The sequence below is a fragment of the Vallitalea longa genome (assembly GCF_027923465.1).
Classification (GTDB): Bacteria; Bacillota; Clostridia; order Lachnospirales; family Vallitaleaceae; genus Vallitalea; species Vallitalea longa.
Genome location: NZ_BRLB01000013.1, coordinates 138914 through 153030 on the forward strand (window position 1 = coordinate 138914; position 14117 = coordinate 153030).

10 protein-coding genes are annotated in these 14117 nt (G+C 29.7%); 8 read left to right on the top strand and 2 right to left on the bottom strand.

Annotation, left to right across the window (positions count from 1 at the left end):
* Positions 1 to 136: 136 nt before the first annotated feature.
* The 7 genes from thrC to QMG30_RS17945 all read left to right on the top strand — a co-directional run bounded on the left by thrC (position 137) and on the right by QMG30_RS17945 (position 10363).
* Complete coding sequence (gene thrC, locus QMG30_RS17915; RefSeq protein WP_281817729.1) at positions 137 to 1627, top strand: threonine synthase; 1491 nt, start codon at positions 137 to 139, stop codon at positions 1625 to 1627.
* Between the two features lie 379 nt (positions 1628 to 2006).
* Positions 2007 to 2681, top strand: coding sequence for a hypothetical protein (locus QMG30_RS17920; RefSeq protein WP_281817731.1), 675 nt, complete (start codon positions 2007 to 2009; stop codon positions 2679 to 2681).
* Between the two features lie 29 nt (positions 2682 to 2710).
* Complete coding sequence (locus QMG30_RS17925) at positions 2711 to 3673, top strand: DnaJ C-terminal domain-containing protein (RefSeq protein WP_281817733.1); 963 nt, start codon at positions 2711 to 2713, stop codon at positions 3671 to 3673.
* A 28-nt stretch (positions 3674 to 3701) separates the two neighbouring features.
* Positions 3702 to 6302, top strand: coding sequence for an ATP-dependent chaperone ClpB (clpB, locus tag QMG30_RS17930; RefSeq protein ID WP_281817735.1), 2601 nt, complete (start codon positions 3702 to 3704; stop codon positions 6300 to 6302).
* 335 nt (positions 6303 to 6637) lie between these two features.
* Positions 6638 to 7699: an extracellular solute-binding protein gene (locus tag QMG30_RS17935; RefSeq protein ID WP_281817737.1), complete on the top strand. Its 1062-nt coding sequence runs from the start codon at positions 6638 to 6640 to the stop codon at positions 7697 to 7699.
* Complete coding sequence (locus tag QMG30_RS17940) at positions 7647 to 9341, top strand: ABC transporter permease (protein WP_281817739.1); 1695 nt, start codon at positions 7647 to 7649, stop codon at positions 9339 to 9341. The genes QMG30_RS17935 and QMG30_RS17940 overlap by 53 nt, the downstream gene beginning before the upstream one ends.
* Complete coding sequence (locus tag QMG30_RS17945; RefSeq protein WP_281817741.1) at positions 9338 to 10363, top strand: ABC transporter ATP-binding protein; 1026 nt, start codon at positions 9338 to 9340, stop codon at positions 10361 to 10363. The genes QMG30_RS17940 and QMG30_RS17945 overlap by 4 nt, the downstream gene beginning before the upstream one ends.
* A 2-nt stretch (positions 10364 to 10365) precedes the next feature.
* Here the strand turns inward: QMG30_RS17945 and QMG30_RS17950 are convergent, their stop codons facing one another.
* Positions 10366 to 11244, bottom strand: a complete 879-nt coding sequence (locus QMG30_RS17950) for a cation diffusion facilitator family transporter (protein ID WP_281817742.1) — start codon at positions 11242 to 11244, stop codon at positions 10366 to 10368.
* Between the two features lie 458 nt (positions 11245 to 11702).
* Here QMG30_RS17950 and QMG30_RS17955 point away from each other — a divergent pair, with 458 nt between their 5' ends.
* Entirely contained in the window at positions 11703 to 12791 is a 1089-nt protein-coding gene (locus tag QMG30_RS17955; protein ID WP_281817744.1) for an HD-GYP domain-containing protein, read from the top strand.
* 55 nt (positions 12792 to 12846) lie between these two features.
* Here QMG30_RS17955 and QMG30_RS17960 read toward each other — a convergent pair whose 3' ends face one another.
* Entirely contained in the window at positions 12847 to 14082 is a 1236-nt protein-coding gene (locus QMG30_RS17960; protein ID WP_281817746.1) for a 6-phosphofructokinase, read from the bottom strand.
* Between the last annotated feature and the right edge of the window lie 35 nt (positions 14083 to 14117).

Consider the following 14117-nt stretch of genomic DNA (forward strand, 5'->3'; position numbering starts at 1 on the left):
CCTATTTTTTGTTGAAATTTTTATGAGGTGTAGCGTGTTTGGTCTATTTATATGAATTTTGACCCTTTGTTTTACTATTGTATAAAAACAAATATTATGATATAATCTTAAAAAACATCATAAAGGAATGAAATTCATGAATACATTATATAAAAGTACACGTGGTGGTGAAAAGAATATACAGGCTTCACTAGCTATTATTAAGGGGTTAGCAAGTGATGGGGGATTGTTTGTACCTAATGAGATTCCTAAACTGGATAAGCCTATAGAAGATTTGATAAATCTAGAATATAAAGATTTAGCTTATGAAATAATGAAATTATATTTGACTGATTTTAGTGAAGAAGAATTGAAGTATTGTATAGATAATGCCTATGATGATAAATTTGATACTAGAGAGATCGCTCCTCTCGTTAAGAAAAATAAAGCATATTATTTAGAACTGTTTCATGGTTCTACTATCGCATTCAAAGATATGGCATTATCAATTTTACCATATCTAATGAAAGTATCTGCAAAAAAACAGAATATCGATAAGGAAATAGTAATTCTTACAGCTACTTCTGGAGATACAGGAAAAGCTGCTTTAGCTGGATTTGCTGATGTAGAAGGAATTAAGATTATCGTATTCTATCCTAAGGATGGAGTAAGTCCAATACAGAAACATCAAATGGTTACTCAAAAAGGTGAAAATACATATGTAGTCGGCATAGAGGGTAATTTTGATGATGCTCAAAATGGAGTAAAAGAAATATTCAATAATTCAGATTTTGTTAAATTAATGGATGATAATGGTTATAGATTTTCATCAGCCAATTCAATCAACATAGGAAGATTGATACCACAGATAGTTTATTATTTTTATGCTTATACTAATATGTTAAGGAATAAAGATATTAAATTAGGAGAAGAGATTAATGTTGTTGTGCCTACTGGTAATTTCGGTAATATATTAGCTGCTTATTATGCAAAAAATATGGGATTGCCAATTAATCAATTAATATGCGCATCAAATGATAATAAAGTGTTGTATGATTTTATGAATACAGGTGTATATAATAAAAACAGGGAGTTCGTTTTGACTATTTCTCCTTCTATGGATATATTGATTTCAAGTAATTTGGAAAGATTGTTATATAAGATATCCGGTAATAGTGAAAGTATCATTAATAATCTTATGGATTCTTTAGCTAGTAATGGTGAATATGAAATATCTGATGATATGAAGAAAGGGTTAAAGAGTTTTTATGGAAATTATGCAACCACTGATGAAACTTATGCTACGATAAAAGAAGTGTATGATAATTCTAGGTATTTGATTGATTCTCATACTGCTGTTGGTAGTTGTGTTTATAAAAAATATAAAAATGATACTGGAGACACTAGAAAGACTGTAATTGCTTCTACTGCAAGTCCGTATAAGTTTACTCGTAGTGTTATGAAGGCAATTGATAAGAGTTATGAGAAATATGATGATTTTGAATTGATTGAGAAGATGAACGAGCTTACAGGAGTTGAAGTTCCTAACGCCATTAAAGATATTATTAATGCAGAGGTTAGGCATAAGAGATTATGTGGCAAGGATAAGATGAAAGAAACAGTAAGAGATATTTTGGGTATAAGCTAGCGTGATGCTAGCTTTTTTTTATCTTATAGGAAAGTCCTACGTTTTAAGCATATATAGATAAATATTCATTAAGTAACTATATGATATTAGATTATTTCTATTAACGTATAGTTGCTTTTTTATTGATGTTTTTAAATGGTAAGGTGGGATGGTCCTTTAGTTATAGGTTTAATTTATTAAGTTTATTGTAAGTAATAATAATGTAAAAATTAAATTATATATTATTAGTATAATAAGGGTTAATATATGTAAAATAGTAATATAAAATAATAACCAAAAATGTAATTGAATTTATATAAAGAGGTTGACAAATTATTTAATGAGGTATACTATATATGTGTAATAACATATGATAGTGTTATTAGAAGGGTTGATAAATATGAAAAAGAGTATTTATAGTATAGTGTTGTTTGATGAGATTGTTGAAGCTATTGATAGATTATCATATATTAAGAATACTAATAGATCACAGTTAATTAACGATATGTTAGCTGAGAAATTGGGACTATTGACGCCCCAACAAAAAGTAACTAATATTATAAATAGAATATCTGCATTAGTTGAAACAGATAGTATTCAAGTTAAATCTAAAAATGATTATGGAAGTTTGCAGTTCGGTACTTTTATAAAATATAAATATAGACCTAGTATTAGATATAGTTTTGAATTTTATGTAGGAAATAATGAAGAAAGATATGCGGTGCTTAAGATAAATTCAAGGTCTAAGTCAGAAGAACTTAATGAGCATTTAGAAAGGTTTTTCAAAGGGATCTGTTATATTGATAAAAAGAGATTCCCACAGATATATCAAAGAGAAATTATCAATAAGACATATACGAATTCCAATAATAGATTTTCTAGAGAATTTTTACGCGGAATACCTTTGGAAAAAATGGATGATGAGGCGATAGCAGAATATTTAAGTTGTTATTTATTGATGATAGATGATTCAATGAATTATTATTTTAATAATTATGATATGGAGAATGTTTTTAGTCAGATTGATAGGATATATTATCATCATCTTAAGAATCTTAATTTGTTCTTAAAATAGTAATGGAAAAAAAATAGGAGGTGTACGTTATGCCAAATAGCGTTGAAGATTATTACAAAACACTGGGTGTTACAAAAGAAGCTACCGATAAAGAAATACAGAAGGCGTACAGAAAGCTAGCTCATAAGTATCATCCAGATTCAAATAAATCAAAAGCAGCAGAAGAGAAGTTTAAAAAAATTAATGAGGCTTATAATGTTCTGAAAGATCCAGAAAAAAGAAAAGCTTACAACCAATTCGGTAATCAGTGGGAAAGTGGTGGAGGATATTATTCTCAGGATACTAGCTCATGGAGTGGTGATGAAGATATATTAAGATCAGTTTTCGATTCTATATTTAGAGCTAATGGATTTGGTAATACTGGTAAAAGTACTTTTAGGGGATTTGGTAATATGGGAGGTTTTTCTTCATCTATGGGTGGATTCAGGAGGCAGCAGTATGGTGGACAGCCTAGAGCTGTCAAAGGGCAGGATGCAGAGGCAGAACTGGATATTGCCATATCAGATAGCTATTTTGGTTCGACTAAAAAAATAACTGTCGGTGATGAGATGGGTAATAGACACCAATTAGATGTTAGCATACCTAAAGGAATCACTGAAGGTCAGAAGATAAGGTTGAAAGGGCAAGGAAGCAAAGGATATAATGGTGGACCTAATGGAGACTTACTGATAAAGGTGCATATTGTAGAAGATGCAGAATATAGTCTGAATGGGTATGATATTTATAAAGATTTAAATATCGCACCATGGGAAGCGGCTCTTGGTGCTGAAATACCAGTTAGTACTCTGGATAAGAATTTGCAGATTAAAATACCTAAAGGAACCCAATCAGGTAAAAAATTCAGATTAAAAAATAATGGATTGAAAAGCAGAAAGAAAACAGGAGATTTCTATTTTGTGGCTAAGATAGTTGTTTCAGAGAAATTAAGTAAAGAAGAGATAAAGTTGCTGAAGAAGTGGCAGGAAATATCTAATTGGAAGATTAGAGAATAATAGGATAGTTATTGAGAGGTGAATAGTTATGGATATGAATAGATTTACTCAAAAAAGTCTAGAGGGAGTTAAGGATGCTCAGACTATTGCAGTTTCTAATGGTAATATTGAGATTATGCCGGAGCATCTGTTGTTGGCGTTATTAAAACAGGAGAATGGGTTGATACCTAGGATTTTGGATAAGATGGGTAAAAACATTAATGAATTGATTGTTGAACTAGAGGATTATGTTAATAAAATGCCTAGAGTATCTGGACCTGGACGAGAAGCTGGTAAAGTATATATTAGTGAGACTACTGATAAAATATTCGTTGCTGCTTTGAAAGAGGCTGAGAAATTAGGCGACCAGTATATTTCTGTGGAGCATTTGTTCGTCTCATTTTTTGAACTTAACAAAAAAGAATATGTTGTTAGTTTACTTAATAAATACAATATTACTAAGAACGAAGTATTAAATGTTCTTAAGGCGATTAGGGGTAATCAGAGAGTGGTTTCTGATAATCCGGAGAATACTTATGAAGCTCTAACCAAATATGGACATGATTTGGTTAAAGAAGCAAGACAAAATAAACTTGATCCAGTTATAGGAAGAGATAGTGAGATTCGTCATACTATCAGGATATTATCAAGGAAAACCAAAAATAACCCTGTTTTGATTGGAGAGCCTGGTGTTGGTAAGACTGCGATTGCTGAAGGACTTGCTCATAGAATCGTTAAAGGGGATGTTCCGGAAGGAATAAAGGACAAGAAGATTATTTCTTTGGATTTAGGTGCTTTAGTAGCAGGAGCTAAGTATAGAGGAGAATTCGAAGAAAGATTTAAAGCGGTTTTAAAAGAAGTTAAAGATAGTAATGGTGAGGTTATACTATTTATTGATGAACTTCATACCATTGTAGGTGCTGGAAAGACTGAGGGTGCAATGGATGCAGGTAATATGTTGAAACCCATGTTAGCAAGAGGTGAGTTACATTGTATTGGGGCAACTACATTAGATGAGTATAGGAAATATATAGAGAAAGATTCTGCTCTAGAAAGAAGATTTCAACCTGTCATGGTAGATGAGCCTACAGTAGAAGATACTATATCAATCTTAAGAGGTCTAAGTGAGAGATATGAAGTATTTCATGGTGTCAAGATACAAGATACAGCGTTAGTTTCAGCAGCTGTCTTATCTAATAGATATATAACAGATAGATTTTTGCCAGATAAAGCTATAGACCTTGTAGATGAAGCATGTGCAATGATTAGGACCGAAATGGATTCTATGCCATCGGAGGTAGATGAAGTTTCTAGAAAAATTATTCAGCTGGAAATAGAAGAAGCAGCACTTATAAAAGAAAAAGATGATATGAGTAAAAGTAGATTGGCAAGGATTCAAAAAGAGCTTGCAGAGCATAGAGATACTTATAATTCTATGAAGGTTCAATGGGAAAACGAAAAACAAAACATAGAAAAAGTGCAGAACCTGAAAGAAGAATTAGAAAAAGTAGGTAGAGATATTGAGAAGGCTGAAAGAGAATATGATCTTAATAAAGCTGCTATGCTAAAATATGGACGTCTTCCAGAATTAAAAGCCCAATTAGAACAAGAACAGAAGAATATCGAGGCTAACAAGAATGAAAGTTCTTTATTAAGACAAAAAGTAACAGAAGAAGAAATAGCTGAAATAATATCTAGATGGACAGGAATACCACTTAGTAAATTAGTTTCTGGTGAAAGAGAAAAGCTATTGAAACTAAATGATATACTTCATAGAAGAGTAATAGGACAAAATGAAGCCATACAGACTGTAACAGATGCAATAATAAGATCAAGAGCTGGAATTAAGGACCCTAAGCGACCTATAGGTTCTTTTATATTTCTTGGACCAACTGGTGTAGGTAAGACAGAACTCGCTAAGGCAGTAGCAGAGGTGTTATTTGATACAGAAGACAATATAGTAAGAATTGATATGAGTGAATATATGGAAAAATTCTCAGTATCAAGACTTATAGGTGCACCTCCTGGATATGTTGGATATGAAGAAGGAGGACAATTGACCGAAGCGGTACGTAGAAAACCTTATTCAGTAGTTTTATTGGATGAAATAGAGAAAGCTCATCCAGATGTATTCAATATACTTCTACAGATACTTGATGATGGACGTATAACTGATTCACAAGGTAGGACAGTTGATTTTAAAAACACAATAATAATTATGACATCCAATATTGGATCAGAATATCTACTAGAAGGAATAAATTCAATGGGTGAAATAAGTGAAAAAGCTAGAAATGATGTGTCTAATTCACTAAATAGATATTTCAGACCAGAGTTTCTTAATAGGGTCGATGAAATTGTATTGTACAAACCATTAACAAAAGATAATTTAATGGATATAGTCGATTTATTGATTAATGAAATCTCTAAGCGATTGATTGAGAAAAGACTTAGTATCAGGATAACCGATAAAGCTAAAAATCATATTGTAGACGAAGGATATGATCCTGTATACGGAGCAAGACCGTTAAAAAGATATCTACAGAGAAATATTGAAACAATGATTGGTAGAGCAATAATATCATGTAATGTATCTGAGGGCAGTGAAATAGTAATCGATTATATTAATGATAAACTAATGATAATATAAGTATCCGTTAGACAATGAAATAGTGAATATAATTAAAAGAATAGACTTTAATCAGCAAACAATACTCTGAATTTAGAGTTCATTAGTGGAAAATGCTTATGTGGTGCTGATGGAGTCTTTTTTTTGTATAAAGATATGCAATGATGTACTTGTCATATGTGATGTTAATTAAAACACTAATACAATTATGTTATTAATGTATTATATTTAAAATGAATAGGTGAAATATATATTATATGGTAATATATTCAAAATTTGTCTTGACAGACGTAGATAAATATACTATACTTTAATCGAAATTGATATTCATTATCATTAAAAGTAGGAGGAATAAAATGAAAAGTAAAATTAATATTATAATATCATGTATGCTAGCTATTTCTTTAATGCTTGTAGGGTGTGCAAAGGATGCTGATGAGAATGAAGTGACGGATAAAGGAAATTATCATGGTAAAGAAGGAAAAATAACTATATATCTATCAGGACCAGAACAAATGCTTAATAAACTAGAAAGTGAATTCGAAAATGAAAATGGTGATGTGCTAGATCTTGTAATATTAGGATGTGGACCATTAAGGCAGAAAGTATGGACAGAGAAACAAGCTGGACAAATCCAAGCAGATGTAGTATGGGGTTCTGATCCATTGCTTTATCATGCTCTACAAAAAGAAGGAGATTTGGATAAATATACTCCTGAAGAATATGACAAAGTAAAAGACGAATATAAAGTAGGAGATAATTATTATACGATTGTAAATGAGAGATATGCAATAATAGCTTATAACAATGAGAAATTAAAAGATGATAATGTACCCGCTTCATTTGAAGATCTTAAGAAAGAGACTTATAAAGGTACTGTCGTAATGGCAAATGCGAACTATTCATCTACTGCTTTAGCAATTACTTCAGGTTTATATCAAATGAGTGATAATAATTGGGACTACATAAAAGCATTAAAAGAAAACAAATTGTTCTTTGCAAAATCTAATGGTCAAGTACCTTCTAAAATACAAGAGGGTGAATTTGATGTTGGAATTGCACCACATGATTCAATATTAAGGTTGCAGACAAAAGCTAAAAAAGAAGGTTATAAAATGCCCGTAGATATATGTTGGCCTGAAGAAGGGGCGCTTAAGATTCAAAGACCAGTTGCAATAATAAAAGATGATTCAAGACCAAGTGCCAATAAAGAAATAGCTGAAAAATTTGTAGATTTCTTAATATCAAAGAAAGCGCAAAATATTACTGTAGGGATGGGATTTATTAGTGTAAGAGAAGATTTATCATTGCCTAAAGGAATTCCTACAAATATAAATACTAGAGACATCGATTGGGGGTACGCTTATGAAAACGAAAGCTTACTTAGAGACGGGGTTAAAGAGATCATGGGACAATAAGAAAATAAATTACACATCACAGTTTGGTAAACAAGCTGTGATGTATATAATATTATTCTTATCAATCTTCATTATAATAATTTATCCATTAACAAATTTAATTCTTAAAAGCTTTGATATAGATGCTTTTTTTTCGTTATTTAAAGATAAATATGTCTATAAGAGTTTATTGAATACTTTGATTATAGGGGGAGGAGTAACTTTTTTTTCAATAATATTAGGAGGAAGTTTAGCTTGGCTAGTTGTGCGAACAGATTTCAAATATAAAAAGTTTGTTAGAACATTTGCTTTGATAGGCTTCATGATTCCTTCTTATATTCTCAGTATATCTTATATAGAAATTTTTTCTAAGAATGGTTACTTAAGTAGATTATTAAAATTATTATTCAATTATGATTATAATTTATTTCCATATTCAATAATATCAGTGATATTGGTCTTATCTATACATTTATATCCTTTGGCTTTTATGGCAATATCTAATGCTTTAGAAGCTTATTCTATGGATTATGAAGATGCGGCTTTCGTTTATGGAGCTAATAGAAAAAAAGTTATTAAGAGTATAACAATACCTATGATAATACCCAGTATTTTATCTATAGGAATATTGATTTTTAGCCGTTCCATGGCTAATTTTGGAGTACCTGCTGCATTAAGTCTTCCTATAGGGAAAGAAGTAGTTACTACAAAGATATTTGGATATTTATCTCATTTGGAATTAGTGAATGCTACTGTATTATCTGTAGTGCTGATAATTATTTCTGCTTGTATTTATATAATAAATTCAAAAATAATAAGTAAAAGGAAATATTCCAGTAGTACCAATAAAAAATTTAAGAATCCTCAGTTAGTTAAATTAGGTAAAGGAAAGAAAATAATCTCATTATTAGTTATTCTTTTTTGCTTATGTGTTACAGGTATTCCCTTAATGAGTATCATAATGACATCTTTTCTTAAACGTTGGGGATTGAAATTACAATTATGCAACTTTACATTAAATAATTATAGTACCTTATTTACTAATCCATATACTAACAGATCCTTCATAAATAGTTTATCATATGGAATAATAGGAGCAACAACAGCGGTTATAATAAGTTCGGCAGTATTATATTTATTCTATATAAATAAGAATAAGCTTACTAAACTATTTATGATTGTAGTTACTTGGCCTATAGCATTTCCTAATATCGTATTAGCTGTTGCAGCGACATTAAGTTTCATAAATAAGCCAATTAAGTTATATGGAACCAAATGGATTATTATTATTACATATATCGCTTTATTTATACCTATTGCAGTAAAAAATATGAGCGGAATTATAGAGAATGTGGATAGAAGTTTGATAAAGGCTTCAAAAATGTCAGGGGCAAGCATGTTTTGCACATTAAAAAACATTGTTATTCCATTGATAGCTCCAGGAATGACTTCAGCATGGATACTATGCTTTTTGATTGCATTAAGAGAAATACCAATATCTTTATTGTTATATAGTAGTGGAACTGAAACTCTAGGGGTAATGTTATTTACATTACAATCTAACTCTTATGGGCTTGAAATGACGTCTGCTTTGGCTGTGGTCATCATACTTATGAGTTTGATAGGAAATTTTATAATTAAAAAAGTTAGGAGACGACAATGATGATAAGTGGTATGATTAGAAGTATTAGTAAAAAATATAATGAAGTCAATGCTTTGAATGATATTAGCTTAGATATTTATAAAGGTGAATTGTTAAGTATTTTAGGTTCTAGCGGATGTGGTAAAAGTACTTTGCTATACTGTATAGCAGGACTTGAAAAACCAGATTGTGGTAATATAAATCTTAATGATAGGGTTTTATTTTCTAAAACTAAGAAGGTATTTATTCCTCCTGAAAAGAGAAATGTTAGTTTAGTGTTTCAAAATTATGCTCTTTGGCCACATATGAATATTTTTAAAAATGTAGCTTATCCTCTGCAAATAAGAAAAGTCAATAAATCGATTATTAAGAAAGAGGTATTCAATATACTAGATTTAGTTGGTTTATCTGGAAAAGAAAAAAAATATCCTTTTGAATTGAGTGGAGGGGAACAGCAAAGAGCAGCTGTAGCTAGGGGATTGATTATGAAGCCAGACATATTGTTATTGGATGAACCATTCTCTAATCTGGATGCAAAATTAAGAGAAAAAATGCAAGATGAATTAAAAAGAATTCAAAAACTGACTAAGCTAACAATGATTCATGTAACTCATGACCAAGAAGAGGCAATGAGGATTTCTGATAGAATTGCTATTATGAATAAAGGAAAATTACTTCAGATAGGTTGTCCTAGTGAAGTATATAAGAAACCAAAAGATACTTTTGTTGCAGGATTCATAGGAAAATCTAATTTGATTTCTTATGATAATATAAAAAAATATCTACCCCAAAATACTATATGTAAATATTCAAAAAGACATAAAGCTCAAACGATATTAGTAAGACCAGAGGACATATGTTTCACTAAAAACAACAATCAAGCAATAAATGGAACCATTACCAATAAATTCAATAAGGGAAGTGTGAATTTATATAATGTAAGAACTAACATATGCGAATTCTTGATCCAAACTGATAATAAGTGCGATTATCCCTTGAATACTAAAGTTAATATAAAGATCAAAAAGGGATGTGCAATATAATATTATCTATGATATTGAGCTGGATTAACATGAACAACTACATCTTCTATATGGTCAAATTCCATGAGAGATTTTTTTATCTGTGCTGATATGGAGTGTCCTTCGTATACTGTCATATTGGCATCAACAGATATTTTTACTATTAAAATAAAATTAAGACCTATTGGTTTGGAGTTGATATTATCTACATGGTCAAGTCCTTCTATATCCATAATTCGTTTTTCCATTTCTTTTTTCACTTTTGAATCTATATTAGTGTCCATAAGTACAGAATATGACTGGTTGAAAATTGAGACACCAGTATAGGCTATCCATAATGAAATTAAAACACCAACTATTCCATCGACGAAATAGATATTGTAATGACCAAGAATGACACTAAGTAATGTTAGTGATGATAGGAAAATATCATTTCTGTGATCTTGAGCGTTAGCAATAGCTAACAAGCTGTTATATTTTCTCCCGATATTGATAGAATAGAAGAATAGTACTAATTTAACAACAATTGCAGCTAAAGCAACGTATATAAGCCATGGTGAATAAGTGAATTCTTGTTTATTTATTAATGAATCGACTGACATCTTGAATATTGAAAATGCCACAAAAAACAATGAAAAACTTATTATCATTGAAAATATGTATTCTGCTTTTCCATGACCGTATGGATGTTCATCATCTTCAGGAGTGGAGGATATCTTATTACCGATAAAAGTAATAGTTGATGCAAAAACATCTCCGGCGCTATTGAGTCCATCAGCAATCATAGCTTGACTTTTGGTAAAGAAACCGATAATAAGTTTTATGACAAGTAAGAAAATATTACCTAGAATTCCTGATAGAGCGACTCTTTTGATTTTTGTATATTTAGTCATATTGTTCATTTCTAGATACCTCATTTATTAATATATTATCATTAAATGTAATAAATACATTTCCTTAGATTACCATTATATATTATTTTAAATCACTTATGCAAGTAAAAGTTTCATAATCTACATGTTATATGACATTATTTCAAAATAGGTATAAATCATTTGTTTTGAAGTATATCAGAACTATGATACTTTACAAAATAATACTTATTAAATAATTAAAAAGTCATATTATTGTAAAATAACTATGTTAATAGTTAAAAAAAATATTACCATATATAATTAAAAAATTACTAAATTGACTATTGAATATAACAAAATTATGTTATAATCTATATAGTCCATTTTAACTATTCAAATTATTTGAGTTTATGCAATAATAGATATTATGGACATAAAAATATAAACTATAAATATACAATTTATAAGCTAAGGGTGTATACTTCAAAGTAGGGGTGACATAATATATGAGATTTGTACCTGTTAATGGATTAATGGAAGGTATGTATGTTGGGAAAAGTTTGTATGATAAGAATAGTCAATTATTATTAAGCAAAGGAAGTATTATTCAGAAGTCATATATTGATAAGATATATGAAATGGGTTATCAAGGATTGTATGTTGAAGATTATATTTCTGCAGATATAGAAGTTAAGGATGTAATATCTGATGAATTAAGAAGAAATACAGTCAGAACAGTAAAAAATGTATTTATAGAAACACATGATAATAAAAAAACTAAAAAAAATAGTAATAATATTGATCAAACTAAATGTATGATAACTAATATAGTTGATGAAATACTTGAAAATAAAGATACATTAGTAAATCTTATTGATTTGAAAATGTTTGATGATTATACATTTTATCATTGCGTTAATGTCGCAGTTCTTTCTATAGTTCTTGGTACTTCAGTTGGGCTAAATAAAAATAACTTATATAATCTTGGCCTTGGTGCTATATTACATGATATAGGTAAGATGTTTATTGATAGTAGTATCCTTAATAAAAAAGGTAAATTAACTGATGAAGAATACAAATTCATACAAAAACATTCAGAGTATGGTTATAATTATTTAAAAGAAACGTATGAAATACCGTTATCATCATATATTGGAGTTTTGCAGCATCATGAAAGATATGATGGTACTGGCTATCCATTAAATAGATGTAAAGAAGATATTTCCTTATTTGGGAGAATAATTTGTATAGCTGATGTATATGATGCATTGACTTCAACTAGACCTTATAGAGAAGCTTTATTACCATCGGAAGCAATAGAATATATTATGGCTAATGGTGGGGTAATGTTTGATATTAATTTAACAAAAAAATTTGTTAAAAAAGTTGCACCGTTTCCTATTGGTACATGTGTTGAATTAAGTAATAGATACAAAGGTATCGTAGTTGAAAATTATGAAGAAGCTTGTTTGAGACCTAAAATAAAAATTATTGTAGATGATAACAGTAAAAAAGTGGATACTTTTTATTATAATCTAAAGGATGATAAAAATTTAAGGAATGTTACTATTACTTCCATTACTAATCTTAACTAGAAGTATAATAGGGCCTATCTTATGTACTAAGACAGACCCTGATTCTTAAATATTCTTATTTATTGATTAAGTGATTTATATCTAAATAAACAGGTAGTCCTTGTTTATATCTGATATTAGGTTCGCCGTATATTAGTGGTGATATATATTCTATGAGTTGTTCTGAAACATCACCGTTGTTTTCTGCTATCCATTTTATGGGGATCAATTTTTCTTTATTTGCTACTTTCTCAATATCTACATAATCAATAATGTATGTATAAGGTTCATTATTAGTTCTTATAAGAGTTACCATTTTTCCTGTGATACCTTTTACCGCATATTCTACTGCTTTCGCTCCTACTAGAAAAGCTTCATTAATATCTTGTAAAGATGCAATATGCATTGCGCTTCTTTGAAGTACATTAAGTTCGATGGAACGTACTTTGCAACCTAAGGATCTACTTACGATATGTTCCAGTGTTTTACCTGTTCCACTTAATTTTGCATGTCCAAAACAATCATCTAAAGAATTCTCACAAGATGAAATATAATTTCTGTCTTTATCTTTTATACCTTCCGATACAGCTACAATTATATTCTTTTTGGTTTTTTGAATTTGTTTTAGACTGTTTAAGAAATCATATATAGAAAATGGTACTTCTGGAAGATAGATCAAATCAGGAGAAGAATTGTGTTCAGTTCTGGCAAGTGCAGCAGCAGCAGTCAACCAACCAGCATTTCTTCCCATAATTTCGACAATAGTAACACTTGGTATATCATAAATATATGTATCATAAGATATTTCAAGCAGAGTAGTTGCTACAAATTTTGCAGCAGATCCAAATCCAGGAGTGTGATCAGTTCCAAATAAATCATTATCTATTGTTTTAGGTATTCCTATAACAGTTAAATCCTTATTATTATTCTTAGCGTATTTAGATAGTTTCAATACAGTATCCATAGAATCATTTCCGCCAATATAAAAGAAATATTTGATTTTTTTATGTTCTAATATATCAAAAATCAGTTTGTATTCAGTTTCATCTTCACTTGCTTCTGGAAGTTTATATCTGCAAGAACCCAAAAACATAGAAGGGGTAGTCTTTAATATTTCCAATTTATCTTTTGAATCTGCAAAAACAGATGTTAAATTTATTAGGTTATGATTTAAAATACCTTGTATTCCATTTATAGAACCATATACTGTATGTATATTAGGATTTTCTATAGATGAAGAAATAACACCACTTAAAGAGGCATTAATTACTGACGTTGGACCGCCTGATTGAGCAATAAGACAATTAGACATTAGTAAATCTCCTTCAAAAAAATTTTTATGAAATA

Bases quoted from the DNA above. Each gene is read 5' to 3' on its own strand.
- QMG30_RS17920 (WP_281817731.1), top strand. From the start codon at position 2,007: ATGAAAAAGAGTATTTATAGTATAGTGTTGTTTGATGAGATTGTTGAA.
- QMG30_RS17950 (WP_281817742.1), bottom strand. From the start codon at position 11,244: ATGAACAATATGACTAAATATACAAAAATCAAAAGAGTCGCTCTATCA.
- QMG30_RS17945 (WP_281817741.1), top strand. From the start codon at position 9,338: ATGATGATAAGTGGTATGATTAGAAGTATTAGTAAAAAATATAATGAA.
- QMG30_RS17935 (WP_281817737.1), top strand. From the start codon at position 6,638: ATGAAAAGTAAAATTAATATTATAATATCATGTATGCTAGCTATTTCT.
- QMG30_RS17955 (WP_281817744.1), top strand. From the start codon at position 11,703: ATGAGATTTGTACCTGTTAATGGATTAATGGAAGGTATGTATGTTGGG.
- QMG30_RS17940 (WP_281817739.1), top strand. From the start codon at position 7,647: ATGAAAACGAAAGCTTACTTAGAGACGGGGTTAAAGAGATCATGGGAC.
- thrC (WP_281817729.1), top strand. From the start codon at position 137: ATGAATACATTATATAAAAGTACACGTGGTGGTGAAAAGAATATACAG.
- QMG30_RS17960 (WP_281817746.1), bottom strand. From the start codon at position 14,082: ATGTCTAATTGTCTTATTGCTCAATCAGGCGGTCCAACGTCAGTAATT.
- clpB (WP_281817735.1), top strand. From the start codon at position 3,702: ATGGATATGAATAGATTTACTCAAAAAAGTCTAGAGGGAGTTAAGGAT.
- QMG30_RS17925 (WP_281817733.1), top strand. From the start codon at position 2,711: ATGCCAAATAGCGTTGAAGATTATTACAAAACACTGGGTGTTACAAAA.